Consider the following 26,103-nt stretch of genomic DNA (forward strand, 5'->3'; position numbering starts at 1 on the left):
TTCTATGTATTTAGCCAGGGCTTTGCCATTACTTTTCCCGGATTTGACTGAAATAGCGCGTAATCGGCTGAAAGTTGCCATAGGGCCACAGTTTTTTTGTATTTTTATTCGATTCATTGATTTTCGTCGTTGTGTGATAGAGGTTAGCCTGCGCTCTGTGGGCAGAGGCTTTCCTTTATTAAGATTATCTTGCTGATTTTATGTGTAAAACACAGGATGATGGCTAAAGTTTATTCGGGTCGGCTTGGATACAAAGAAGTGCTACACTAGCGCGTTAAAGCAAGTGCGGTATTCGCGGACGGGTAGCTGTTGAGCCCGGGGCGGTAGCGTGCTTTTTCTGCTGCATTCCTGACGGACAATCTCAACAAAAGAGTCGCTTGTGGATAAGCCATTTCGAAAAATTTTGGTTATAAAAATGCGCTTTCATGGGGATATGTTACTGACAACCCCGGTGATCAGTACGCTGAAGCAAAATTATCCCGAGGCCAGGGTCGATGTCCTGCTTTATGAAGACACGATGCCTATTTTGTCTGAAAACCCCGAAATCCATACGCTTTACGGCATTAAGAATAAGAAAGCGTCGGCGGGAGAAAAAGTCTCCAACTTCCTTCATCTGATCAAGGTGTTGCGGAAAAATAAATACGATCTGATCGTCAATCTGGCCGATCAGTGGATGGTCGCTATCCTCGTCCGCCTCCTCAATGTGCCGGTAAAACTCTCTCAGTCCTTCAGGCACCGCCAGTCCGCGTTCTGGAAGAACAGCTTCACGCTGCTGGCGCCGCTGGAAGGTGGCAATGTGGTAGAGAGCAATCTCTCGGTACTGGCGCCGCTGCGGCCAAAGACCCTCGTGGCGCGCACCACCATGAGCTACCCGGCTGCCGCGCAGGCGCGGGTGCGCGGCCTGCTTGATGACGCGGGCGTGGGCCAGCGCTACGTGGTGATCCAGCCGACCGCACGGCAAATTTTTAAGTGCTGGAACAACGAAAAATTCTCCGAAGTGATTGACGCCCTGCACGAGCGCGGCCTGCAGGTGGTGCTCACCTCCGGCCCCGGCGCCGACGATCTGGCCTGCGTTAATGCTATTGCCGGCGGCTGCCGCCGGGCACCGGTAACGGCGCTTGCCGGTAAGCTGACCTTCCCGGAGCTGGGAGCGCTGATTGCCGGCGCCCGGCTGTTTATCGGCGTCGACTCAGCCCCGGCGCATATCGCCGCCGCCGTGGATACGCCGCTGGTGAGCCTGTTTGGCGCCACCGACCACCGCTTCTGGCGTCCGTGGTCGCAGAAAATGATCCAGTTCTGGGCCGGGGACTATCGGCCGATGCCGGCCCGGGAACAGCGCGATCGCAACGAAATGTACCTCTCTGCGATCCCGGCCAGCGACGTTATCGCCGCCGTTGATAAGCTGCTGGCAGAGTATCCGGGAGCCTCAGCATGATCGTCGCCTTCTGCCTCTATAAATATTTTCCGTTTGGCGGGCTGCAGCGCGATTTTATGCGTATTGCCAGGACCGTTGCCGCCCGCGGCCACCGCGTGCGCGTTTACGCCTGGTCGTGGGAGGGCGAGCGTCCCGGGGACTTTGACATCATCGACGTTCCGGTCGCCTCCCGCACTAACCACGGGCGCGGCGCGGAGTATCACGCCTGGGTGCAGGCGCATCTGGGCGAACATCCGGCGGATCGGGTTGTCGGCTTCAATAAGATGCCGGGGCTGGACGTCTACTACGCGGCCGACGTCTGCTACGCCGAGAAGGTTGCCCGCGAAAAGGGCTTCTTCTACCGGCTGACGCCGCGCTATCGCCACTTCGCCGCCTTTGAGCGCGCGACCTTTGCGCGGGGGCTGCCCACGCAGCTGCTGATGCTAACCGACCGGCAGATTGCCGATTTCCAGAAGCACTACCAGACCGAGGCCGAGCGCTTTCACATTCTGCCGCCCGGCATCTATCCGGACCGCAAATACAGCCAGCAGATCCCCGACGCGCGGGAGATCTACCGGCAGAAAAACGGCATCATGCCGCGCCAGCACTTGCTGCTGCAGGTCGGCTCAGACTTTACCCGCAAGGGCGTCGACCGCTCCATCCGGGCGCTGGCCGCTCTGCCGGAGAGCGTCCGCCGCGACGCGCTGCTGTGCGTCGTCGGCCAGGACAGGCCGAAAAAGTTTGCCGCGCTGGCGGAGAAGCTGGGCGTCAAAGGCAACGTGCAGTTCTTCGCCGGCCGCGACGACGTGGCCGAGCTGATGGCCGCAGCCGACCTGCTGCTGCACCCCGCCTATCAGGAAGCGGCGGGCATCGTGCTGCTGGAGGCGGTTACTGCGGGTCTGCCGGTGCTGACCACGGCGGTGTGCGGCTACGCGCACTACATCGCCGACGCTAACTGCGGCGAGGTGATTACCGAACCCTTTCGCCAGGAAGCGCTGAATGAGGTATTGCGCAGGGCGCTAACCCAGCCGGCGCTGCGCGAAGCCTGGGCGGCGAATGCCCGCTACTACGCGGATACGCAGGATTTATACAGTCTGCCGGAACGAGCGGCGGATCTCATAACAGGTGATGTTGATGGTTGAGCTCAAAGAGCCTTTTGCCACCCTGTGGCGCGGCAAAGACGCCTTCGAAGAGGTGAAAAAGCTGGACGGCGAGGTCTTCAGAGAGCTGGAGACGCGGCGCACCCTGCGCTTTGAGGCGGCGGGGAAAAGTTACTTTCTCAAGTGGCACAAAGGCACTACGGCAAAAGAGATAGCCAAAAACCTGCTGTCGCTGCGCACGCCGGTGCTGGGCGCCGACCGCGAGTGGCACGCTATTCACCGGCTGCGGGATCTGGGCGTTGACACTATGCGCGGCGTCGGCTTTGGTGCGAAAGGCCTCAATCCGCTGACCCGGACCTCTTTTATCATTACCGAAGATCTGACGCCGACCGTGAGCCTGGAAGACTACTGCGCGGACTGGGCGACCAATCCGCCGGACGTGCGCGTTAAGCGGATGATTATCCGCCGGGTTGCCGGGATGGTGCGCAGGATGCACGCCGGCGGCATTAACCACCGCGACTGCTACATCTGCCACTTGCTGCTGCACCTGCCGTTCAGCGGTCGCGAAGAAGATCTGAAGATCTCGGTGATCGACCTGCACCGGGCGCAGATCCGCGCGAAGGTCCCGCGCCGGTGGCGCGATAAGGACTTGATTGGGCTATACTTTTCTTCTCTGAATATCGGGCTGACCCGGCGGGATATCTGGCGGTTTATGAAAGTTTACTTTGCTATGCCGCTGAGGGAAGTAATGCGTGTTGAACAGCATTTATTGGCGGCGACTCAGGCTAAAGCAGAAAAGATCAAAGAGAGAACCCTCCGTAAGGGCTTATAGGAAGAGAATTCGATGCGCTATTTCGATGATGACATCGTTGTTGAAACTATCTCGTTCACCCACGTGCGTGATGCGGCTCTGCAGGATATGATGACCATTTGCTATGGCACGGACGGCAGCTTTATGCCGGGGGCGGCGGTATCTGCCTTTTCCGTCGCTGCTGAAAATCCCGGGATTAATATTGCATTTCATATTTTCACCAATGGGCTTGAGGAGGCGTATCGAACACGATTTGCCGCTTTTGCTGAGGAGCAAAAAGTTACCGTCGTCCTTTATGTCATCAATAGCGATTTACTTAAGTCGCTACCGCAGAACAAACTTTGGTCAACGGCTATCTATTACAGGTTTATTATTGCTGATTTCTTTTACCAGAAGAGAGATCGAATCCTGTATATCGATTCCGATATTGTCTGCACAGGTTCGCTTGAGCCGCTCTTTACCACCAATTTACAGGATAATATTGTAGCGGCGGTTACTGAGCGCGATAGCCAATGGTGGCAGTCCAGAGCATCACGCCTCGGTGAGCCAGAATTGTCCGCGGGTTATTACAATAGCGGAGTGTTGCTTATTGATACGCAACGCTGGTTTGAAGAGAACGCCACTCCCCGAGCGATAGAACGGTTACAGGATGCCCAACTCGTGGCTCGCCTTACCTATTTTGATCAGGACGTGCTCAATCTGACAACTTGTGGGAAAACGTGTTTTCTGGACAAAAAATATAATGTTCAGTACAGCCTCAACTATGAGCTTGGTAGTAAGCATTCGCGCCCTGAGCAAGGGAGCTATACGCTTCTGCACTACATTGGTCCGACGAAGCCCTGGCACCAGTACGCCAGCCGCTATGCAATCTCTGCCTCTTATACACGCGCAAAGGCCGCATCACCGTGGCGCGATTTGCCATATCAGCTGCCGCTTTCAAGCATGCAGTTGCGCTATGCAGCAAAGCACTGCTTTAAACAAAAGCGGTGGCTGTCCGGTTTGAAATATTATGCTCTCTATTTTAAAGCTAAGTTGGTTCGTTCATGTTGAACTATTCTCTTCGGGATTCAATAAAAAATTCGACCATGATTGGCGATCCAGGTCTGTTGGAGCAGAAAAGCCTTTTTCATATTACCTATGGTTCTGATGAAAAATATCAGTTAGGTGTTGCTGTTTCTGCTGTATCAGTTCTTATCAATAATCCTGATAAACACTTTGTTTTTCATATCTTTACAGATGTTTATAGCGCTGAATATCAACGCGATCTTCAGGCTATAGCAGAAAAATTCTCGACAACAATTGTGATATATGTCGTCGATGCCACATTTTTTAGTACGTTGCCAAGTACGAATGTGTGGTCTCATGCAATGTATTATCGTTTGCTAGCTTATCAGCACTTATCACAGAGTGTAGACAGAGTTTTATATCTTGATGCCGATGTGATGTGCGCTGGGGATCTCGGCGTCTTATCCGGGTTCCATTTCAACAATAATATTGCCGCCGTCGTTGATGATTTACCGGGAACCCGAGCCTGCAGCCTTCAGCGGCTCGGTTCATTGTTATACGATACCGGTCATTACTTTAATTCCGGCGTTATGCTGGTAAATTTACGCCTGTGGCAGCAGCATGATTTGACTCGTCAGGCGCTTGAGATGTTGCTTTCACCGCAGTATAGTTCGATCATTAAGTATCCTGATCAGGACGTATTGAATATTCTGCTCAGCGGTAAATTATGCTACCTCGAACGCAAGTATAATACGATTTATACTTTAAAATCTGAATTAAAAGACAGAACACATAAAGTATATCAAAACGTGATTACGGATGAGACGGTTTTGGTGCATTACACTGGTATCACTAAGCCCTGGCATGCGTGGGCTGACTATAGCTCTCGAGAAGTATTTAATCGAGCATGGCGTGCATCACCGTGGTACGGTAGCGCTTTGATGCCTGCGAGATCGGTCATGGAAATGCAAAAGGAATATAAGCACCATTTTGCCCGCAGAAGATATCTTAGTGGTATAAAGGCGCTGATTAGATACAGAATTAAGAAAAAATTATGATTACTTCTACTAAGTACCAAGGCTTTGCATTTTACTATAAAGATAATGATGCTAAGTATAAAGAAATATTTGATGATATCCTGGCGTATAACTTTAAAACAATAAAGGTGTTGCGCAATATTGATGATACCAAGGTATCCCTTATCGATACACGGTATGGTCGTTACGTCTTTAAAGTTTTTGCGCCGAAGAGTAAAAGGAACGAGCGCTTCTTTAAATCTTTTGTAAAAGGCGATTATTATAAAAACCTGATTGTGGAAACTGACCGCGTGCGTAACGCAGGATTATTATTTCCCAATGATTTTTATTTCCTTGCCGAGCGTAAGATTTTTAACTATGCCAGTGTGTTTATTATGCTCATTGAATATATTGAAGGTGTTGAGTTGAATGACATGGAGGTTATTCCTGATGGTGTTAAAAATGAAATTAAGGTATTAATGGAAAAACTTCATGCTTTGAATATGCTCTCAGGCGACCCACATCGCGGTAACTTTATTATCAGTCAGGACGGTGTACGTATTATTGACTTGTCGGGTAAAAGCAGCACTGCTGATCGGAAGGCCCGCGATCGTATGGCAATGGAGCGGCATCTTGGGATTCCTAATGAAAATAAGGATTTTGGTTATTACTCTGTAGTCTATAAAACGAAGTTACGTAAGTTTATTAAAAAGCTCAAAGGTAAGGCATAATCGTAATATTGACTTTTTAAAGGTTTACAATGAAAACTCCAGTATACGTGGTCTCTTTGCTGCGAGATGACGACAGAAGAAACAAAATTGAGAAAGACTTCTCAGAGTTAGGCATAGACTTTCAGTTTTTTGATGCTGTTGATGCCAAAGATCCGAAAAATCATGCTTTAATTGAAAGTATGAGGATGCATGGCATTGGGGCAGAAATGACTAATGGCGAGATTGCATGTACCCTGAGCCACCAGCTGATCTTTAAGGATATGCTGGAGAATTTGCACGAGTGGGCGATTATCCTTGAGGACGACGTGATAGTCGATAAGCGGTTTAAAAAATTCCTCTCCTCTTTTAATGATAATGAGAAAAAGAAGCTCAGGAAAGATCACCTTTACATGCTTGGCGGGCAGAAAGGTTTGCATGACTATCCTGTTCTTGGACTTAGCCTTTTTAGTCGGCAACGAATAAGCACCTGTTCGTTCCGTCGGGTAAATTATAACAAGAAAAAAGTTCGTCGAACTTGTTGCTATCTAATGAATGATGTGATGGCTGATAAGCTGCTGCATTTGACGCAGGTGCACGGTACATATCGGGCGGATAGCTGGAAACTGATGCATCAGCAAAATATCATCAATGATTTTTATCTGGATGAAATTATATTACATCCTGTCGTCTGCGGTGCGAACAGTCATCTAGAAAGTGAGCGCTTGCAGGCATTCGGGAAGGCCAAGAGGCCCAGAACTTACTTACAGAAAAAACTGAAGCTATGGCGTTCATGGCTGAAGGTTTCTTTTTTTTCGTTCTGTAAGTAACAAATTATCTCTTGTTTAAAAATATTCAGGATAATACGTGGGAACAAAAGTGAATGCATTCAGAGAAGTTAGCTGTAAATTGATTTTTTTACTGTACCTGGTCGGAGTGGTTTTTATTCCCATTGAACCAAATATTACTAATAAGATAATTAATATAACGGGTGCGTTCTCATTTCTGCTGCTTCTCATTTCTGGTGAGTATCGCTCTTATCAGCGTAGTATTTTGGTGTTGGCATTAGGGATCTTTCTACTTGGGGCATTAGATCTAGCATGGTATGGTTTCTATAAGACACATGATGTGATCTATAAAAATGGCTACCGGGGATATCTGGAAGCTGGTAAGATGCTTGTATTCAGTGCGTTTACTTTCTTATTATTGAGTAAGCAACGCTTCAGTCATAATATAAAATCCCACGTAGTTGCTGCCTCTATTGTCCAGGGAGTAATGATCGGAAGATCATTCTATCAGAGCATTTATCTGCATGCGGAAAGAATCCCTCTCTCTGCTATGGGGGGCGATATTGGTCAGATGGGTGCTGCAACTGTTGCTGCTTACATGATCACTTTTTGCGCCTTATATTCATCGATTGTTTTTCTATCTCTACACTCAAAATATAAGTGGCCACTTTTTTATATTAATTTTGCGCTGACGTTGGCAGCAATCATGATGACCGGAACACGTTCAGCTTTCTTTACATATCCACTTATGACAGTCTTTCTTCTCTTTATTCAAAATCAGAATCAAAAAAAATACCTCCTAAAGGGCTTATGTGGCTTTATGTTTCTGTTAATTGGGTGTGGATTATTATTCAATAAAGATATTACAAAACGTATTGATGACTTCAAAAGTGACATGGTATCTTATTCAAATAAGAGTAATAGTATGTCTTCTGTAGGAGCTCGTCTTTCCATGATACAGGCAGGATTCGCAAGCCGTCCGGAAGGTCTTCATTGGCAATCTCTTGAACAGCGGGCCGTGAAAATTACAGACTTAAGTCAAAGAGATTCTGTCTATCTTGGCGCAACGGTATTTATGGATGTCCACATGCATAACGAGCTTGCAGAAGCTATTTCTACAAAAGGCATTTTCGGAATTATTTTCCTGGTCATATTCTACTTCGGGCTTATTCACTACTGCCTGCGTGAGAGACTCTATTTGCTACTGGTATTTCCCTCATCCATTATTCTGTTTGGCCTGAGTGATGTGATTACTCATGCCAAACCTATTCCGGCATCTTGGATTGTTTGCCTGATGCTCTCAATTGCGGTGTTAGGTAAGAAAAAAGAAGATAACATCTAGTTCGAATGCGAGTGGGTGACTCACCCACTCATTTTCAATTTTAGCTATTTTTAATTACCTGTGCGACGGCTCCTGCCGTAAGCCGCCTCAGATCTCCCCCCGGCGCCCGGCACACCACCTGATTCTTCCCGTACCCGCCAATCAGTCCCGGATCCGTCGGCCCGTAGAGCGTGACGTTCGGGCGGTCCAGCGCGGCGGTCAGATGGCTCAGCCCGGTATCCACCGACACCACGAACTTCGCCCCGGCAAGCTCCCTCGCCACGCCCTCCAGGCTCATCTTCGGCAGCACCTCGACGTAATCAAACCCCTCCGCCAGCCTCTTAGCGCGCGCTTCTTCGTGCGGCGCGCCCCAGGGCAGCTTAATCGTTATTCCCGACTCGCCCAGCAGAGCAATCAGCTCGCGCCAGCCCGCCTCCGTCCAGTGCTTGTCGTCGCGGGTGGTGGCGTGGAGGAAGACCGCGTACTGCCCGGCATCTGCATTGAGATGACTGAGGAAATGCTGCGCGATGGCGTAGTCGCCCTGGGTTGCCGGCTTGGCATAGCCGAGGCTTCTGGCGAACAGCTCCCGGGTGCGCTCCACCGCGTGCTGCTGCTTAGCGATATGGTGGCGGCGATTATAAAACAGGCTCGCCAGCGGCTCGCGCGCGGTCTGCCAGTCCATGCCGTGCTTCACGCCGTGGGCCAGCCGGGTAACCAGCGCCGCGCTCTTTACCAGCCCCTGGGCGTCGATGACGGTGTCATACCGCTGCGCCTGTACCGCCCGGCGGAAGGCGCGGCGCTCGGCTTTAATCGGCGCAGAGAACCACGCCTTGCGCCAGCGGCGGATAGCCACCGGGATAACGCGGTCAACCGCGTCGTGCCAGGCAGGGATCTGGGCGAAGCCCTCTTCCACCGCCCAGTCAAAGCGGACGCCCGGTATTGCCCGCGCGGCATCGGTCAACGCCGGCAGCGTGTGCAGCACGTCGCCCATCGAGGAGGTTTTTACGATCAGTACCCGCATCCGTCAGGCGTCCTCGTCCAGCAGCAGCTGATTGAGGGTGTCCAGCACCTGTGCCGGGGTAATGTCGATCAGGCTCTGGTGATAGCCTTCGTCGCCGTCGCCCTTGCGCACGCGGTGATAGCCGCTGATCAGGCGAATGACTCTGGCTTTTTTCGACAGCGGCGGGGTGAAATCCGGGCTGCTCGGACCGTAGAGCGCCACCAGCGGGCGGTTCAGCGCGGCGGCGACGTGCATCAGGCCGGAGTCGTTGGTGACCACCGCCTTACAGGCGGCAATCAGCACCACCGCCTGCTCCAGCTGGGTCTCCCCGGCCAGGTTGCGGCACCAGGGCTGCTGCTCCGGGCTCAGCGCAGTGAGGATCTCGTTGCCGGCGTCGTGGTCTTTGGCCGAGCCGAACAGCACCACCTGGTAACCCTCATCAATCAGCTGCTTCGCCAGTTCGGCGTAGTGGTAGTGCGGCCAGCGCTTGGCCGGGCCAAACTCGGCCCCGGGGCAGAAGCCGATGATCGGACGCTCGTTCGATAGCGTGAAGGTGGCGGTCATCTGCATCTTCTCGCTTTCGGTCACCTGCAGCTGCGGCCACAGCAGCGGCTGCGGCAGATCGTTGGCCGACTCCATCGCGCCCTTATCGAAGGCCAGCGCTACGTAGCGCTCGACCATCAGCGGCCAGGCGGCTTTGTCCAGCACCCGGGCGTCGTTGAGCACGCCGTAGCGCATTTCGCCGCGCCAGCCGGTGCGCAGGGGAATGCCCGCAAAGAAGGGCACCAGCGCCGATTTAAAGGAGTTTGGCAGCACGTAGGCGCGGTCGTAGCGCTTCTCGCGCAGGCTATGGCCGAGCCTGCGCCGCTCGCCGATCTCAAGCGCTCCGTGGCCCAGCGGCATCGGGATCGCCTCGTTGACTTCCGGCATCCGCGACAGCAGCGGACGGCACCACGCGGGCGCCATCACATCAATAACGGCCTGGGGAAAGCGCGCCCTGAGCGTGCGATAGAGACTCTGCGACATCATCATGTCGCCTACCCATGACGGGCCAACCACCAGAATCTTCATGATTATGCGTCGCGGTTCAGCCAGGCCATATACTCCGTTACGCCTTCGGCAACGGTCTTAAACGGCTTGTCGTAGCCGGCGGCGCGCAGGTTGGTCAGGTCCGCCTGAGTAAACGCCTGGTAGCGGCCCTTGAGCTTCTCCGGGAACGGAATGTACTCGATGCTGCCTTTTTTGTGGAAGGCGAGAGTGGCGTCGGCCACCGCCTGGAAGGACTCCGCCCGGCCGGTGCCGAGGTTGAAGATGCCGGAGACGCCGTTTTCGAGGAACCACAGGTTTACCGCCGCCACGTCGCCAACGTAGACGAAGTCGCGCTTAAAGCCGTCGCTGCCTTCAAACAGCTTCGGGCTTTCGCCGTTGTTGAGCTGGGTGTTGAGGTGGAACGCCACGCTCGCCATGCTGCCCTTGTGGCCTTCGCGCGGGCCGTAGACGTTGAAGTAGCGGAAGCCGACGATCTGCGAGTCCGCTTCCGGCAGGATCTGGCGCACGTATTCGTCAAACAGGAACTTAGAGTAGCCGTAGACGTTCAGCGGCTGCTCGTACTCGCGGGATTCAATAAAGTCGGAGGTGCGTCCGCCGTAAGTGGCGGCGGAAGAGGCGTACAGGAACGGAATTTCGCGCTCCAGGCAGTAGTGCAGCAGCTCTTTAGAGTACTGATAGTTGTTGTCCATCATGTACTTGCCGTCCCACTCGGTGGTGGAGGAGCAGGCGCCTTCGTGGAAAACCGCCTCGATATCGCCAAAATCTTCCCCGGCCATAATCTGAATCAGGAAATCTTCCTTATCCATGTAGTCGGCGATATTCAGATCCACCAGGTTCACGAATTTGGTGCCGTCTTTCAGGTTGTCGACCACCAGAATGTCGGTGATGCCCTTGTCATTCAGCGCTTTAACGATATTGCTGCCAATAAAGCCCGCGCCGCCGGTAACGATGATCATAACGATAGCCCTTGAGAGTGGATGGCCGGGACTATCCCGGACGCTAATGCTGAATATCATATCATTACATTGCTGAGGCTTCAGCCATTCACCGACTGGCCGCAGGGGTACACGTGATTTATGCTGCAAAACGGGAATCCTGTGCTGCGTCATCTCGTACAGAGGCGAGGCATTGGGTAAGATGTGCCAAATTTTGCCGAATCTGGAGAATTGCAATGCGTGGTGATTTTTACAAGCAGTTGAACAGCGATCTCGACACCGCCCGGGCAGAAGGGTTGTTTAAAGAGGAGCGCATTATTACCTCCGCGCAGCAGGCGGATATCGTGGTCGGTGACGGTAGCCGCGTCATCAACTTCTGCGCCAACAACTACCTTGGCCTGGCTAACCACCCCGATCTTATCGCCGCTGCGAAGGCCGGCATGGACAGCCACGGCTTCGGCATGGCCTCGGTGCGCTTTATCTGCGGCACCCAGGACAGCCATAAGCAGCTTGAACAGAAACTGGCCGACTTCCTCGGCATGGAAGACGCCATTCTTTACTCCTCCTGCTTTGACGCCAACGGCGGCCTGTTTGAGACTCTGCTCGGCCCGGAAGACGCGATTATTTCCGATGCGCTCAACCATGCCTCAATCATCGACGGCGTGCGTTTGTGCAAGGCGAAGCGCTTTCGCTACGCCAACAACGATATGCAGGAGCTGGAGGCGCGCCTGAAGGAGGCCCGCAAGGCCGGCGCCCGGCACGTGCTGATCGCCACCGACGGCGTGTTCTCGATGGACGGCGTGATCGCCAACCTGAAGGGCGTTTGCGACCTGGCCGATAAATACGATGCGCTGGTGATGGTCGATGACTCCCACGCCGTCGGCTTCGTCGGCGACAACGGCCGCGGCTCCCACGAATACTGCGACGTCATGGGCCGGGTCGACATCATTACCGGCACCCTCGGCAAAGCGCTCGGCGGTGCCTCCGGCGGCTACACCGCGGCCCGCAAAGAGGTGGTCGAGTGGCTGCGCCAGCGCTCGCGCCCGTATCTCTTCTCCAACTCGCTGGCGCCGGCCATCGTTGCCGCCTCGATCAAAGTGCTGGAGATGGTGGAAGCGGGCAGCGAACTGCGCGATCGCCTGTGGGCCAACGCCCGCCTGTTCCGCGAAAAAATGAGCGCCGCAGGCTTCACCCTCGCCGGGGCCGACCACGCCATCATCCCGGTAATGCTGGGCGAGGCTACCGTGGCGCAGGAATTTGCCCGCGAGCTGCAGAAAGAGGGCATTTACGTGACCGGCTTCTTCTATCCGGTGGTGCCTAAGGGCCAGGCGCGCATCCGTACCCAGATGTCCGCCGCCCACACTCCGGAGCAGATCGAGCGCGCGGTCGCCGCGTTTATCCGTATTGGTAAGCAACTGGGCGTGATTGCCTGAGGATCGTGAGATGAAAGCATTATCCAAGCTGAAGGCCGAAGAAGGCATCTGGATGACCGACGTCCCGGTGCCGGAGGTTGGCCACAATGACCTGCTGATTAAAATTCGCAAAACCGCCATCTGCGGCACCGACGTCCACATCTACAACTGGGATGACTGGTCGCAGAAGACGATTCCGGTGCCGATGGTCGTGGGCCACGAGTACGTGGGTGAAGTGGTCGGCATCGGCCAGGAAGTGAAAGGCTTTAGCATCGGCGACCGCGTTTCCGGCGAAGGGCACATCACCTGCGGGCACTGCCGCAACTGCCGCGCCGGGCGCACTCACCTGTGCCGCAATACCGTTGGCGTCGGCGTGAATCGCCCCGGCTGCTTTGCCGAGTATCTGGCGATCCCGGCGTTTAACGCCTTTAAAATCCCGGACAATATCTCTGACGATCTGGCCTCTATCTTCGATCCGTTCGGCAACGCCGTGCACACCGCGCTCTCTTTTGATCTGGTGGGCGAGGATGTGCTGGTGTCCGGCGCCGGTCCGATCGGCGTGATGGCGGCGGCGGTGGCGAAGCACGTCGGCGCCCGCAACGTGGTGATCACCGACGTGAACGAATACCGCCTGGATCTCGCGCGCAAAATGGGGGTCACCCGCGCGGTCAACGTCGCCAGCGAAAGCCTGACCGACGTGATGGCCGACCTGGGCATGACCGAAGGCTTTGACGTCGGGCTGGAGATGTCCGGTGCCCCGGCGGCCTTCCGCACCATGCTTGATACCATGAACCACGGCGGGCGTATTGCGATGCTCGGTATTCCGCCGTCGGAGATGGCCATCGACTGGACCAAAGTCATCTTTAAGGGACTGTTTATTAAAGGTGTCTATGGCCGGGAAATGTTTGAAACCTGGTACAAAATGGCCGCCCTGATCCAGTCCGGACTCGACCTGACGCCGATCATTACGCACCATTTCGGCATTGATGATTTCCAGAAGGGCTTTGACGCGATGCGCTCGGGGCAGTCCGGGAAGGTCATTCTTAGCTGGTAAGAAAAAGGGCACCTTGCGGTGCCCTGCTTTTTTAGAGCGCCTGCTCCCGGGTTTCGTGGGTCAACAGCAGGGCAATAAGCGTCAGCACTGCCATGGAGGCCAGGTAGTACCCGACGTAGGCCAGGCCGTAGTTGCCGGTCAGCCACGCGGCGATGTAGGGCGCGACCGACGCACCGAGAATGGACGCGACGTTATACGAGAACGAGGCCCCGGTGTAGCGCACTTCCGTTGGAAACAGCTCCGGCAGCAGGGCGCCCATCGGGCCAAAGGTCAGCCCCATCAGGCTCAGGCCAATCAGCAGGAAGGCCATAATCAGCGTCGGGTTACCGGAGCCGAGCAGCGGCTGGAAGACGAACAGGCCAAACAGAATAATCAGCGTAGTGATGGTTATCATGCTCTTGCGGCGGCCGAAGCGGTCCGCCAGCACGCCGGCAATCGGCACCATCACGCCAAAACCAATCACCGCCATCATCAGCATCCACAGCACTTCATTGCGCGGCAGGCCGAGGCCAACCGGCAGCGGCGCGGTGCTATAGGTCATCGAATAGACGGTCATGATGTAAAACAGCGTATAGGTCGCCAGCATAATGAAGGTGCCGAGAATGGTCAGACGCAGATGCTTGCTCAGCAGGGTGCCCAGCGGTACTTTCACCTGTTTTTTCGCCGCCGCCACTTTGGCAAACACCGGCGTTTCGTGCAGCGAGACGCGCACGTACAGGCCGATGATCACCAGTACCGCGGAGAAGATAAACGGCACGCGCCAGCCCCAGCTCATAAACTGTTCGTCGGTCAGCAGCCAGGAGAGCAGCAGGAAGGTGCCGTTGGCGAAGAAGAAGCCGATGGGCGCCCCGAGCTGCGGGAAGGAGCCGTACAGGGCGCGCTTTTTCGCCGGCGCGTTTTCCGTCGCCAGCAGCGCCGCGCCGCCCCATTCGCCGCCGAGGCCCAGGCCCTGGCCGAAGCGCGCCAGCGCCAGCAGCAGCGGCGCCATGATGCCGATACTCTGGTAGCCCGGCAGCAGGCCGATAACCACCGTCGAGATGCCCATCGTCAGCAGCGAGGCCACCAGCGTCACCTTGCGCCCCACGCGGTCGCCGAAGTGGCCGAACAGCGCCGAGCCAATCGGCCGCGCGACGAAGGCGATGGCAAATGTCGCCAGCGACTGCAGGGTCGCGGCGGCGGCGTCGCCCTGGGGAAAGAAGATGTGCGGGAAGACGATAACCGCGGCGGTGGCGTAAATGTAGAAGTCAAAAAACTCGATAGCGGTGCCGATAAGCGAGGCGACAACCACTTTATTGCGGGAGTTGACCGGCGCGGCATCCTGGGGCGTATCGAGCGTTGTGGCGGCAGTTTGCATAATAATAATTTCTTATTTTTGGACAAGCGAACCGCCATATTAGGCACAGCAAAAGCGACATTTCAATGTGTAACAAAGGGGCTTTCAGTATAAAAAAGAGGCAAAAAGCGAATAATTTGTGCTCCTGCGATTTCACTTCTATGAAATGCTTCACAGAAAAGATACGTTGGCAGATAAAACCAGTTGTTGGTTAAATAAAAGTTACCAACTGGTTTTATCTGCTGAAAGCGCGCGGCGGCTTAGTCAGTTATGCGAACGTCCCGGCATCTGAGGATCGTCTTTATACTCGGCGGTGGCGATCCAGGCGGCGCAGAACAGGGTCAGGCGGGCGAAGAAGTAGAAAAACGCCATCAGGCCGAGCACCGAGCCAAACGCCGCGCCGGAGGGCGACTTCATCAGCGACGGCAGAGTCCAGGTCATGACGATTTTAATCACCTCAAAGCCGATGGCGGCAATAAAGGTGCCGCGCACCAGCGCTTTCTTGCGCGGGCGGTGGCGGGGCAGGCGCCAGAAGATCCAGAAGAACAGCAGGTAGTTGGCGAAAATCGAGATAACGAGGCCAATCAGCCGCCAGGCGGGCTTCAGCCACTCGATGTTGTTCAGGTGCAGGGCGTTAATAATCGTCTGCTGGGCCGCACCGGCGGCAGAGGTGATAGAGAGGGTGATCACCAGCGCCACCAGCAGGCCGGTCAGCGAGATGAAGTCGCGAAAATACTTCACCCAGATCTTCTCCTGGTCCTGGGGCGTGCGCTCCCAGACGTCCCGCGACTGGGCGCGGATCGCCTCGCGCAGGTTGCCCATCCAGTTGAGTCCCGAGTAGAGCGCCACCAGCAGGCCGACGATCCCGACGGTGGTGCGCTGCTGTACGGCGGTATTGATCGTGCCTTTGAGGGTGGAGGCCAGCGTCGGATCGCTGACGTTATTCAAAATTTTATCGAAGATATCCTGCAGCAGCGTCGGGTGCGAGGCCAGCACGAAACCGGCGGCGGCAAAAGAGACCATCAGGATCGGGATCATCGACAGAAACGAGAAGTAGGTTATCGCCGCGCCGAACTGGTTGCCGAGGCGGTCATTAAAGCGCTCGACCGCGCGGATCAGGTGGGCGATGGCCGGCTGACGCTGTACCTTCTGCGCGGTGCCGGTTGCCGCCTTCAGCGCATCGCTGGCCTTTTGCGTCACCTTTGACGGGGTGCTATCGTCGGTATCCATTTTTCTGACTGGCTCATACTCCAGGTCCTGGGTCGGACGTTTTGCCTCATTATCCTGCGTCATCAGGTGATTTTCCCTTTATTTTCACAACGTAAATCTCAGTATAGCCTAAGGCCTACGCCGGTCTGGTTTCGTCCACAGCGCCTTTCAGTCGCGCCGTCAGCCACGCCATAAACAGGTGGACCCGGCGGGAGAGGCCGCGTCCCGGCGGATAAACCAGGGTAACCGGCAGCGGGGCGGCCCGGTACTGGGGCAGGATCTCTATCAGCCTGCCGTCGCGCAGCGCCGCTTTTACGCCGGCGCGCGGCGTCTGAATAATGCCCAGCCCGGCGATACAGGCGCTATGGTAAGTTTCCGCGCAGCTGACGGTCAACACGCCGCCGGTCTGGATGCGGCGACTATCGCCGTTAATACTGAGCGCGAAGCCCTGCGCTTCATCGTTCGCCAGGCGGATCAGCGCGTGGTCGGCGAGGCACTCCAGAGTCTGCGGATAGCCGAAGCGCGCCAGGTAGTCGGGGCTGGCGCAGTTAATCACGGTCAGCTTTCCGATGCTGCGGACGGCGAGGCCCCCCTGCGGGTATTCGCCGACCCGCAGGGCGCAGTCAAACCCTTCCCGCACCACATCGACGGGGCGCTCGCTGCTGCTCAGCTCCAGCGCAATGCCGGGGTAGAGCTGCAAAAAGGCGGAGAGGTGGGGCAGCACCAGCGCGCTGGCGACCCAGGCGGGCATATCGACCCGCAACCGGCCGCTGACGCTGGCGGCATCCTCCCTGAACATCGTATTCAGCTCGTCGAGGTTAGCCAGCAGGTCTTTTGCCCGCTCGTAGTAAACCATGCCCTCATCGGTGAGCTGTACCCGGCGGGTCGTGCGGTGCAGCAGGCGCACGCCCAGCGAGGCCTCCAGAGCCTGAATTTGCCGCGATACGCTGGCCTTCGGCTGATCCAGCGCCTGCGCCGCCAGCGAAAAGCTCTCGAGATCCGCCACCTGGAGAAACAGTTTCATTGCGTGAATTTTATCCATCGACAGCTCCCTTTGTTGTTTTTTCTGGGATAGTTAAGCCATCATGATGCTGTTTGTTGATTGTATAGCAGTCAATGGTGGTCCTGGCACTGTCTTTATGACCGTCCGGGTGGATAACTGAGAACGGGAACGACTATTTTTCGGATTTTTTCTGCCGATATTCACGGGCCAGCAGGCCAAACAGCCAGTCGTTGCGCCACTCACCCGCCAGCCGGTAGCTCTCGCGAAGCTCCCCCTCCAGGCGAAAGCCGGCCTTCTCCAGCACCCTGCGCGACGCCGCGTTGCCGGCGGTGACCGTCGCCGTCAGGCGGCGCAGCCCGCCCTCGCAAAAGGCGTAGTCGCACAGCGCCCGCAGGGACTCGCCGCCGTAGCCCTGCCCCTGCGCCGCCCGGCAGAACAGAAACCCGGCCTCCGCGCAGTCCGGCTCGCGGTGAATGTAGCCCGTGACGCCAAGCCGCGCTTCGCTGCCGCGCTCCCGCACCACCAGGCACAGCCAGTGCGCCGCGCCGGGTGACCAGGCGGGCAGGCGGCTGTCGAATGCGGCGCGGATTTCATCTTCTCCACGGGGATCGCTGACGTAGCGCATGACCTCCGGGTCCTGCTGGAGCGCGAGAAAAAAGGGCCAGTCTGCCTCGCACAGCGGGCTGCAGGTCAGGCGGGGCGTTATCAGGGTCGTCATCGCATTTCTCACTTTTACGGATGGATAAAAAGAGAACTGTTGCAGTAATCTACGCTAACTCACTAAAAATAAAAACAAACCCTACTTTATTCAGGCCTGAGCCTGACGCGGCAAAAGGAAGCGAGATGTCCACAGCAGGGCAAGATGCAGTGCAGGAACTGGCGCGTTACCTGGAGGTGATTCACCGCGCGGCGGCGGCGCTTCTGGCGCGTCTGAACGTCCACGTCGCCGAGGTAAGCGATCTGCACCAGTTTCTTGACGGTCTCGAGCAGGCCCGCCTCAGCCTCGGCGGCTGGGGCCGCGTCGCCCGGCGTCTGAATATGAGTGATGCCGAACTGAGCGAGCTGACGCTGCGCCTGCGCCTCCTCCGCCAGACGGTTGCCGGACGCGAACAGGAGGCCAGTGACAATCAGCGCATTGCCGCTCTGCGCCTGCTGGTGATGCTGGAGCAGGTGTCCGGGCTGACGTTTACCTCTCTGCCGGGCGATGCTGCGGCCATTCGCTATCAGGCCCGGCAGCAGATGCGGACCCTTACCCTGATGCTGGAGGCGCTGGTGACGCGCGCCTGGCCAGATGTCACCCGCTTTCATAATTATCTCAAGCTGCATTTTGGTCCCGACCGCGTGCGCCGCTGGCTGTCGAAGAGCGAGGGCGAGGGCATTATCTCCGGGATGCGCTTTAGCGAGCTGGCGCTGCTGGTGGTGGATAAAAAGCTGTTTGCCCGCCACTACGCGCGACTGTTTAACTCGGCGGCAGCGCTGACGCTGCTGGTTGAACAGCGGGCGACGCTGCACGCCTTCCTGGAGTCGTGCCGCCCGCTGCGCAATGCCATCCTCGCCGGGCGTCCGCTGTCGGCGGCGGAGGGCAGGCTGCTGGATCTCTATTTTCAGCAGATCGCCGGTCCGGTGCAGCGCGCCTGTCGGGAAGGGCGGACAGGGGTCGATCCGCAGGCGCTCGGCCGCGCCGATGACGCCGCGCTGGCGGCCTGGTGGGCGCGGGCGGTTCGCCGGGCGGAGAGCCTCGGCGAGGATACGCTGCCCGTGGGTGAGAGTATCGACCCGTCCAGACAGGGGGAACAGCGTACGCCGCAGGCCCGGGACAGGCTGATGGCGCGCGGGCTGTGGGGACTGGTGGGCGCGGTGGCGCTGGCTATCATCGGCGGCGGCGCCTGGCTTATCGGCGCCAGCGCGACGCCGGAACAGGCCCCGACCGCCGCCGCCCCGGTGTCGTCCGCAGGCGCCGCGCCCGAGCGTCCCTCGGCCCGCGAGACGCTCAGCCGCCGCGGCGTTTCGTGGGACGCCAACGCCCTGCGCGCGGCCATCGACCGTAACGATGTTGGCATCGTACGCCTATTTTTACAGGGCGGCATGACCTGGCGGCTGGCGTGGACCGAGCAGGCGCTGGCCGCAGGCAGCGACGAGGTGCTCGGGCTGCTGCTGCGCTACCGGCTGCAGATGGATGAGGCCAAACCCTGCCGCCGATTTATCAATACCCTGAGTCACGCGATGGCGAGCGGAGCGGCCCTCACGGCGATGCGCAAAACCTATCTGCAGACCTTTTGCACCACCGAACCGGTGGTGCAGCGCCAGCGCTACAGCCTGGATCAGGCGCGGCAGCGGGCGGCGGCGGCGCCGAATGACGAGAATAAAAAATGGCTGACGATACAGTCAGCCATTTATGAGGAGATTGAGTAGCGGCTACGGCTCGCCGTAGAGGCCAATCAGCCTGCGCACTACGCCGTTGGTCCAGCCGAAGCCGTCCTGCAGCGGATACTCGCCGCCGCCGCCCTCGCGGGGGGTGCTGCAGGCGATATGGTACTTCTCAATCAGCTTGTGGTTCTGCTGGTAGAACGCGTTCACCATGTTCAGCCAGCTACGGGCGATTTCGTTGCCCAGCGCATCGTTGCCGTACAGCTTGAAGCCCTGGACCGCCATCCACTGCAGCGGCGCCCAGCCGTTGGGAAAGTCCCACTGTTCGCCGCTGTCGTATTCGGTTGCCAGAATACCGCCGGGGGTCAGCAGCCGGGTGCGGATAGCGGTATCCAGCCTGTCGGCCTGCTCGTGGGTCGCCAGGCCCACGTACAGCGGCACTACGCTGGCGGCGGAAAACAGCGCCATCTGCTCGCGGCGCCAGTCGTAGTCGCGGTAGCAGCCCTGCTCATCGTCCCACAGGTAGCGGGTCACCGCCGACCGGCGTTCGCTGGCCTTAACGCGAAACTCTGCCTCGACTTCACGATCGCCGTTAAGAGCGGAGATATTGGCGATGGTGTTTTCCAGCTTGTACATAAAGGCGTTGAGATCCACCGGTACAAACTGGGTGGTGCGGATGCTCGCCAGTCGGTTGCAGTCCCGCAGCCAGCGGGAGGAGTAGTCCCAGCCGGACTCGGCTCCGGCGCGCAGGTCGCGGTAGACCTCATTGGCCGGGCGACCGGAGCGGCGCGCGGTTTCCACATCCTCAAACCAGGATTCGTCGCGGGGGGTATCGCGATCGTCCCAGTAGCGGTTGAGCAGCGATCCGTCCGGCATTCTGACTACCCGGCGATAGGCCTGGTTCGGCAGCAGGGAGCCGGCGCCGTCCATCCAGAAGGCGTACTCCAGCTTCAGATGTTCAAGATAGCGCCGGGCGCCGCGCACGCCGTCTTCTTCAAACAGCTCCACCATCAGGGCAAACACCGGCGGCTGGGAGCGGCTCAGATAATAGGTGCGGTTGCCATTGGGCACGTGGCCGTAGCGCTCGATCATCCAGGCAAAGTTGTCCGCCATGCACTTCATCAGGTCCGTGCGGCCGCTCTCCGCCAGCCCCAGCATGGTGAAGTAGGAGTCCCAGTAGTAGGTTTCCGTGAAGCGTCCGCCGGGCACGATATAGGCCTGGGGCAGCGCCAGCAGCGAGGACCAGGGAATATGATCCTGCGGCTCGCGGGTCAGCACCGGCCACAGGTTGTCGATATGGTCCTTCAGCGAGCTGCTCGGGTCGGAAACGTAGTCGCTGTCGATATTGTCGGGCAGCCAGAAGTGGGATACCACGAATTTGCGCAGATCGAATCCCGGCTTACCCTGCAGTTTGCGGTAGCGGATCAGGATATCCAGCGGATCCATGCGCGGCGCGCAGTCGGGAAAGGTTTTGCTGTCGGTAAAAATGCGCGCAGACTGCACCGCCTCAAACAGCTCCAGATAGCGATCGGCAGGCGTCAGGGCGTCGGAGGCAGGCAGGCCTTCGATCATCTCCGGCTCCGGCTCCACCTCCAGCATTTCAACCAGCTTTAACTCGCAGGGATCCATCTGGTAATTGGGATCTCCGGTTTCGATAAGCTGGATGCCGTCGGGCGGGTGGCGTAATTTAGTGCTGAGCATACGATCGCAACCTCCGGTAGTGTCGGTATCTCGTCATTTTTAACGTAGCGCATCTTTAATCATAGCCATTCGATGGCCGGAAGATGAGTAAAATGTGCGCAAGATCACGTTTTGAGGCGATTCCGATCGCTCACCGCGACCACAGCCGCCATATCAGCCACGCCGAGCCGCCGATGCCGCACAGGGCGAGGAGCAGCGGGATCGCCGGCACGCCGAGCAGCGTCCAGTGCAGGCCCAGCAGCCACGGCGTCAGTACCAGCACGGTGGCGGCAAGTACGATGGCCAGCGCAAGCGTTGAGGCGGCGCGCTCCAGCGATTTGCCCAGCTGATTGAGGTTATCGACGTTGATATCGGCGTGCAGCCGCCCGTGGCGCAGCCGCTGCATCACCAGCCGCAGGGTCTGCGGCAGAGTATCGCCGCTGTCCAGCAGCCGGTTGCCGAGGGTGACCATGCGCCGCCGGCTGGCGAAGCGGGTATAGCGCCGCATCAGCTGCCGCCTGAGCTGCGGGCGCAGCACGGCGATAATATCGAACTGCGGGTCCATGCGCAGCAGCACGCCGTCGGCGGTGATCAGCGCCTTGAACAGCAGCACCAGGTCCGGCGGCAGCGACAGGCGGAACTCCCGCGCGGTGGCGAGCATGTCGGTCAGGGCCTTGCCCAGCTGCAGAGTGCGGCTGCCCTGGCGCTGCAGGAAGTAGTTGGCGGCCAGCTCCAGCTCGGTGATGTTGAGATCGTCGCGATCGCTCCAGGCGATCAGCGCATCAACGATCCCGCCGGCGTCGCGCTCGCTGATGGCATACAGCAGCGAAAGCAGCTCGTTGCGACGGGTGTCGCTCAGGTATCCCACCATGCCGAAGTCGATAAAGCCTACCCGGTTGTCCGAAAGCGCCATGACGTTGCCGGGATGCGGATCGGCGTGATAGAGGCGGTAGTCGAACAGCATTTTGATGAACGCCTCCGCCCCTCTTCGCGCCAGCACTTTGCCATCAAGGCCGGCGGCGGCCAACTGCTGTCCGTCCAGCGGCGCGGTGCCGCTGAGCAGCGCCTGTACCATCAGCGTCGGGCTGGTCCACGCCCAGTAAATCTCAGGGATAACGACCTGCGGGTCGTCGGCGAAGTTTTGCCGCATCTTCTCGCCGTTGGCGGCTTCGTAGCAGAAGTCCAGCTCCTGCTGCAGGGCCGTCTCCAGATAGCGTACCAGCATGGCAGGGCGAAAGCGGGCGAGGGTTTCGCTCTGCTGCTCGATGCTGGCCGCCAGGAAGTGCAGCAGGCGCAGATCGGCGCGAATGACCGGCTCGATGCCCGGCCGCTGAATTTTAACCACTACCTCGTCGCCGTCGCGCAGGCGCGCGCGGTGGATCTGCGCCATCGAGCCGCTGGCAAGCGGCGCTTCATCAAACCAGGCGAAGACGTTCGCCGGGGCATCGCCGAGCGTGGCGCTGACCTGGGCTTCGAGGGCCGACCAGGGCAGGGGGCTGGCGCCGGCGTTGAGCTGTCCGAGGGCTTCCGTCCATTCGGGGGCGAGCAGATCGCTGCGCGTGGAGAGGATCTGTCCCAGCTTGACGAACGCCGGGCCCAGCTCCTCCAGCGCGGCGCACAGGCGCTGCGGCAGCGGGCGGTCGTCGCGCGAGTGGCCGTGGCTGAGCTTGTCGAGAAGGCCGGAGAGGCCCAGCGCCCGCAGCAGATCCTGCAGACCGTAGCGCACCAGGACGCCGGTTATCTCCTGAAGGCGGGCCCTGTCGCGGGCGGTGGCCATGATGGCTTTGATCATTTTGCCGGAACTCCATGTTTAGCGGGCGATCGATTTCTGCTCTGTAACGTTAGCAGCCCTTTCGCGATACGCCTATAGGGATAAATACGAGAGGCGGCGCTGAAGTTGCATGACAGCGTTCCCGGCGGCGGCTTACTCTTGGGGGAGTCCATTCCGTACAGTCAAGGAGGCAGTAATGCACTTCAGTACGCTCAATATTGTTCTGTTCGACGGCTTCGAAACTCTGGATGCCATGGGGCCTGCGGAAGTCTTTGGTTCGCTGCCGTCCTGCAGGCTGCGGTTTATCTCCCGCGAGGGCGGCCCGGTTGTCAGTACCCAGGGCGTCATCGTTCAGACCGGGATTGCCGCGCCCGGCGGTGAGGCGCTGCTGATCCCCGGCGGGCAGGGTACGCGAACGCGGGTGGACGATGAGGAATATCTTCACTGGCTGTACGGCCTGGCAAATGCGTCGAACGTCTGTATGACGGTGTGCACCGGCTCGGCGCTGCTGGCTAAAACCGGCCTGCTGGACGGCGTCAGGGCGACGACCAATAAGCGCGCCTACGGCTGGGTCACCTCCCTGCGGCAGCAGGTGCGCTGGCAGCCCCGTGCAAGGTGGGTCCACGACGGTAAGTTCTGGACGTCATCCGGGGTCAGCGCCGGCATGGATATGGCGCTGGGGGCGGTGGCGGAAAATGACGGCGTGGCGCAGGCTGAAGCGCTGGCCGGGAAAATGGAGTACTGCTGGAACCGAAACCCGGATGAAGATCCGTTTGCGCGCGGCTGAGGGAGAGGCCCGGCGGTCGCCGGGCCTGACTTAGCTATGAGCCAGCGGGAAACCGCTAGCGCATGGTCACAAACTCCTCCGCGCCGGTCGGGTGGATTGCGACGGTATTATCAAAGTCTTTCTTGGTAGCACCCATTTTCAGCGCGACCGCGAAGCCCTGCAGCATCTCGTCCATACCGTAGCCGATGCCGTGGATGCCGACGATCTTCTCTTCCGGCCCGACGCAGACCAGCTTCATGCGGCACGGCTGGCGGTGCGAGGTGACGGCGGTGTACATCGCGGTAAACGAGGATTTATAGATCTTTACCGCATCCTCGCCGTACTGCTCGCGGGCCGCGGGTTCGCTCAGGCCAACGGTGCCGATCGGCGGGTGGCTGAAGACCACGGTCGGAATGTTGCTGTAGTCCAGGTGCTCATCCGGCTTGTTGTTAAACAGGCGCTCGGAGAGGCGGCGGCCTGCGGCGACCGCGACCGGGGTCAGCTCTACCGCACCGGCGATGTTGTCGCCCACCGCGTAGATGCCCGGTACGCTGGTGTTCTGGAACTTATCGACCACGATGTGGCCGCCGTCGCGGGTTTCAACGCCCGCGGCGGCCAGGTTAATGTTGTCGGTTGATGGCTCGCGGCCGATGGCCCAGATCAGGCAATCGACATTCTGGCTGCGGCCGTCTTCCAGGGTCAGAGTCAGGCTGCCGTCGGCGTTTTTCACCACCGCTTTCGGCGTCGCGTGGGTGTGCAGGGTCGGACCTTCGGCGGCCATCACCTCCACCAGCGTTTCAACGATCAGCGGATCGAAGCTGCGCAGCGGCGCGTGCTTGCGCACGAACAGGTGCGTTTCGGCCCCGAGGCCGTTGATCACGCCCGCCAGCTCAACGGCGATATAGCCCGCGCCGACAACTGCCACGCGCTTCGGCAGGGCGGGCAGCTCGAAGAAGCCGTCGGAGTCGATGCCGTACTCCGCGCCGGGGATCTGCGGATGGATCGGCCGGCCGCCGGTGGCGATCAGAATATGATCGGCGGTGATCGTCTCGCCGTTGACTTCCACGGTCTTCGCGTCGACAAAGCGGGCAAAGCCTTTAATTACGTCGACCTTATTTTTGCCCAGCACGTTATCGTACGAGGTATGGATGCGGTCGATATAGGCGCTGCGGCTGGCGACCAGCTTGTCCCAGTCGAAGTGATTGAGGGTAGTATCGAAACCGTAATCCGGGCCGTACAGGGTGATGGCTTCACGGATCTGAGCGGCGTGCCACATCACTTTTTTCGGCACGCAGCCGACGTTAACGCAGGTGCCGCCCAGCGCTTTGGCTTCGATCAGGGCGCACTTCTGGCCGTACATCGCCGCGCGGTTGATGGAGGCGATGCCGCCGCTGCCGCCGCCGATGGCGAGGTAGTCGTAATGTTTGCTCATGTCACATCCTTAAAATCGTTAATTGCCGCGATTGTATACCCGGTATTCATCGTTTCCACCGATACCTGCAATTACTCCGGCACGACCCAATTGACGGTTGCGTGCCCGGTGCCGGACGGCACCAGCGTGCGGTGCAGCCACGGCAGAACGTTATTCATCTGCTGCTCCAGCTTCCACGGCGGGTTGATGACGATCATTCCGGAGGCGGTCATGCCCCGGCGGTCGCTGTCCGGCAGCACCGCCAGCTCAATCTGCAGGATGCGGCGAATGCCGGTCGCCTCCAGATCTTTGAGCATGCGTTTGATCTGCGCCCGCAGCACTACCGGATACCACAGGGCATAGGTGCCGGTGGCGAAGCGCTTGTAGCCTTCCGCGATACCGGCGACCACGGCCTGATAGTCGGTTTTGATCTCGTAGGGCGGGTCGATAAGGATCAGCCCGCGACGCGACGCCGGCGGCAGCTTCGCCTTCAGCTGCTGATAGCCGTCGGCTTTCTCCACCCGCGCGCGGCTGTCTTTCTGAAACTCCGATCGCAGCAGCGGAAAATCGCTCGGATGCAGTTCGGTGAGCTGGATGCTGTCCTGCTCGCGCAGCAGCTGGCGGGCGATCAGCGGTGAGCCGGGGTAGTAGCGCAGCTGGCCGCTGCGGTTGAAGTGCTGCACGACGCTGATGTAAGGCGCCAGCTCGGCGGGCAGGTCGTCCTGCTGCCAGACGCGGGCGATGCCCTCCAGATACTCGCCGGTGCGCTCCGCGTGCTCGCCGCTCAGCTGATAGCGCCCCGCGCCCGCGTGGGTATCAAGATAGAGAAACGGCTTTTCTTTCTCTTTCATTGATTCAATGATGAGGCTCTGGACGGTATGTTTAAGGACGTCGGCGTGGTTACCGGCGTGAAAGCTGTGGCGATAGCTGAGCATGTAGCGGAGATTCCG

Annotated in this window: 23 protein-coding genes; 12 read left to right on the forward strand and 11 right to left on the reverse strand. The window is 58.2% G+C overall.

Features of this window, described 5'->3' with window-relative positions; genetic code table 11:
* The first annotated feature begins 379 nt into the window (after positions 1-379).
* The 8 genes from rfaQ to ENGE1_RS12200 are packed head-to-tail and all read left to right on the forward strand — an operon-like array spanning position 380 to position 8,183.
* Complete coding sequence (rfaQ, locus tag ENGE1_RS12165; RefSeq protein ID WP_071883284.1) at positions 380-1,435, forward strand: lipopolysaccharide core heptosyltransferase RfaQ; 1,056 nt, start codon at positions 380-382, stop codon at positions 1,433-1,435.
* Positions 1,432-2,556, forward strand: a complete 1,125-nt coding sequence (locus tag ENGE1_RS12170) for a glycosyltransferase family 4 protein (RefSeq protein ID WP_048253624.1) — start codon at positions 1,432-1,434, stop codon at positions 2,554-2,556. Before rfaQ ends, ENGE1_RS12170 begins: the two co-directional genes overlap by 4 nt.
* Positions 2,549-3,346, forward strand: a complete 798-nt coding sequence (rfaP, locus tag ENGE1_RS12175; RefSeq protein ID WP_048253625.1) for a lipopolysaccharide core heptose(I) kinase RfaP — start codon at positions 2,549-2,551, stop codon at positions 3,344-3,346. The genes ENGE1_RS12170 and rfaP overlap by 8 nt, the downstream gene beginning before the upstream one ends.
* Before the next feature lie 12 nt (positions 3,347-3,358).
* Positions 3,359-4,375, forward strand: a complete 1,017-nt coding sequence (locus ENGE1_RS12180; protein ID WP_048253626.1) for a glycosyltransferase — start codon at positions 3,359-3,361, stop codon at positions 4,373-4,375.
* Positions 4,369-5,388, forward strand: a complete 1,020-nt coding sequence (locus ENGE1_RS12185) for a glycosyltransferase family 8 protein (protein ID WP_080964531.1) — start codon at positions 4,369-4,371, stop codon at positions 5,386-5,388. Before ENGE1_RS12180 ends, ENGE1_RS12185 begins: the two co-directional genes overlap by 7 nt.
* Positions 5,385-6,077 (forward strand): lipopolysaccharide core heptose(II) kinase RfaY, encoded by a 693-nt coding sequence (gene rfaY / locus ENGE1_RS12190; protein ID WP_048253628.1) that lies wholly within the window; start codon positions 5,385-5,387, stop codon positions 6,075-6,077. Before ENGE1_RS12185 ends, rfaY begins: the two co-directional genes overlap by 4 nt.
* A 29-nt stretch (positions 6,078-6,106) precedes the next feature.
* Entirely contained in the window at positions 6,107-6,883 is a 777-nt protein-coding gene (locus ENGE1_RS12195; RefSeq protein ID WP_048253629.1) for a glycosyltransferase family 25 protein, read from the forward strand.
* Between the two features lie 37 nt (positions 6,884-6,920).
* Positions 6,921-8,183 (forward strand): O-antigen ligase family protein, encoded by a 1,263-nt coding sequence (locus ENGE1_RS12200; RefSeq protein WP_106912777.1) that lies wholly within the window; start codon positions 6,921-6,923, stop codon positions 8,181-8,183.
* Between the two features lie 40 nt (positions 8,184-8,223).
* Here the strand turns inward: ENGE1_RS12200 and rfaC are convergent, their stop codons facing one another.
* The 3 genes from rfaC to rfaD are packed head-to-tail and all read right to left on the reverse strand — an operon-like array spanning position 8,224 to position 11,168.
* Positions 8,224-9,183, reverse strand: coding sequence for a lipopolysaccharide heptosyltransferase RfaC (gene rfaC, locus ENGE1_RS12205; RefSeq protein ID WP_048253630.1), 960 nt, complete (start codon positions 9,181-9,183; stop codon positions 8,224-8,226).
* Between the two features lie 3 nt (positions 9,184-9,186).
* On the reverse strand, positions 9,187-10,233 hold the full coding sequence (rfaF, locus tag ENGE1_RS12210) for an ADP-heptose--LPS heptosyltransferase RfaF (protein ID WP_048253631.1): 1,047 nt from the start codon (positions 10,231-10,233) through the stop codon (positions 9,187-9,189).
* A gap of 2 nt (positions 10,234-10,235) precedes the next feature.
* The gene (gene rfaD / locus ENGE1_RS12215; protein WP_045290406.1) at positions 10,236-11,168 is read right to left on the reverse strand and encodes an ADP-glyceromanno-heptose 6-epimerase; all 933 of its coding nucleotides are present in this window, start codon (positions 11,166-11,168) and stop codon (positions 10,236-10,238) included.
* Positions 11,169-11,383: 215 nt separating this feature from the next.
* Here rfaD and kbl point away from each other — a divergent pair, with 215 nt between their 5' ends.
* Both kbl and tdh read left to right on the forward strand, forming a co-directional pair.
* Positions 11,384-12,580, forward strand: a complete 1,197-nt coding sequence (kbl, locus tag ENGE1_RS12220; RefSeq protein ID WP_048253632.1) for a glycine C-acetyltransferase — start codon at positions 11,384-11,386, stop codon at positions 12,578-12,580.
* Between the two features lie 10 nt (positions 12,581-12,590).
* Positions 12,591-13,613, forward strand: a complete 1,023-nt coding sequence (tdh, locus tag ENGE1_RS12225; RefSeq protein WP_043081245.1) for an L-threonine 3-dehydrogenase — start codon at positions 12,591-12,593, stop codon at positions 13,611-13,613.
* 31 nt (positions 13,614-13,644) lie between these two features.
* On the opposite strand, the gene ENGE1_RS12230 is transcribed toward tdh, so the two are convergent.
* The 4 genes from ENGE1_RS12230 to ENGE1_RS12245 all read right to left on the reverse strand — a co-directional run bounded on the left by ENGE1_RS12230 (position 13,645) and on the right by ENGE1_RS12245 (position 17,876).
* Positions 13,645-14,967 (reverse strand): MFS transporter, encoded by a 1,323-nt coding sequence (locus ENGE1_RS12230; RefSeq protein WP_048253633.1) that lies wholly within the window; start codon positions 14,965-14,967, stop codon positions 13,645-13,647.
* Positions 14,968-15,210: 243 nt separating this feature from the next.
* The gene (yhjD, locus tag ENGE1_RS12235) at positions 15,211-16,239 is read right to left on the reverse strand and encodes an inner membrane protein YhjD (protein WP_043081247.1); all 1,029 of its coding nucleotides are present in this window, start codon (positions 16,237-16,239) and stop codon (positions 15,211-15,213) included.
* Positions 16,240-16,291: 52 nt separating this feature from the next.
* Positions 16,292-17,197, reverse strand: a complete 906-nt coding sequence (locus ENGE1_RS12240; RefSeq protein WP_064360623.1) for a LysR family transcriptional regulator — start codon at positions 17,195-17,197, stop codon at positions 16,292-16,294.
* Between the two features lie 133 nt (positions 17,198-17,330).
* Positions 17,331-17,876 carry a GNAT family N-acetyltransferase gene (locus tag ENGE1_RS12245; RefSeq protein ID WP_048253634.1) on the reverse strand — a complete coding sequence of 182 codons (546 nt, stop codon included), beginning with the start codon at positions 17,874-17,876 and terminating at the stop codon, positions 17,331-17,333.
* Between the two features lie 125 nt (positions 17,877-18,001).
* On the opposite strand from ENGE1_RS12245, the gene ENGE1_RS12250 reads away from it, so the two are divergent.
* Positions 18,002-19,570 carry an STY4199 family HEPN domain-containing protein gene (locus tag ENGE1_RS12250; protein ID WP_048253635.1) on the forward strand — a complete coding sequence of 523 codons (1,569 nt, stop codon included), beginning with the start codon at positions 18,002-18,004 and terminating at the stop codon, positions 19,568-19,570.
* 3 nt (positions 19,571-19,573) lie between these two features.
* On the opposite strand, the gene ENGE1_RS12255 is transcribed toward ENGE1_RS12250, so the two are convergent.
* Both ENGE1_RS12255 and ENGE1_RS12260 read right to left on the reverse strand, forming a co-directional pair.
* The gene (locus ENGE1_RS12255) at positions 19,574-21,226 is read right to left on the reverse strand and encodes an alpha,alpha-trehalase (protein ID WP_043081251.1); all 1,653 of its coding nucleotides are present in this window, start codon (positions 21,224-21,226) and stop codon (positions 19,574-19,576) included.
* A 130-nt stretch (positions 21,227-21,356) separates the two neighbouring features.
* The gene (locus ENGE1_RS12260) at positions 21,357-22,997 is read right to left on the reverse strand and encodes an ABC1 kinase family protein (protein WP_048253636.1); all 1,641 of its coding nucleotides are present in this window, start codon (positions 22,995-22,997) and stop codon (positions 21,357-21,359) included.
* A 175-nt stretch (positions 22,998-23,172) separates the two neighbouring features.
* On the opposite strand from ENGE1_RS12260, the gene ENGE1_RS12265 reads away from it, so the two are divergent.
* Positions 23,173-23,763, forward strand: a complete 591-nt coding sequence (locus tag ENGE1_RS12265) for a DJ-1/PfpI family protein (RefSeq protein WP_048253637.1) — start codon at positions 23,173-23,175, stop codon at positions 23,761-23,763.
* Between the two features lie 55 nt (positions 23,764-23,818).
* Here ENGE1_RS12265 and gorA read toward each other — a convergent pair whose 3' ends face one another.
* A complete protein-coding gene (gorA, locus tag ENGE1_RS12270) occupies positions 23,819-25,174 on the reverse strand; it encodes a glutathione-disulfide reductase (RefSeq protein WP_048253638.1) in 1,356 nt (451 codons plus the stop codon).
* A gap of 71 nt (positions 25,175-25,245) precedes the next feature.
* Positions 25,246-26,088 carry a 23S rRNA (adenine(2030)-N(6))-methyltransferase RlmJ gene (locus ENGE1_RS12275; protein WP_048253639.1) on the reverse strand — a complete coding sequence of 281 codons (843 nt, stop codon included), beginning with the start codon at positions 26,086-26,088 and terminating at the stop codon, positions 25,246-25,248.
* Positions 26,089-26,103 lie beyond the last annotated feature (15 nt).

Origin of the sequence: Pluralibacter gergoviae ATCC 33028 = NBRC 105706, assembly GCF_001598855.1 — a bacterium.
In the GTDB taxonomy this organism is placed as follows: domain Bacteria; phylum Pseudomonadota; class Gammaproteobacteria; order Enterobacterales; family Enterobacteriaceae; genus Pluralibacter; species Pluralibacter gergoviae.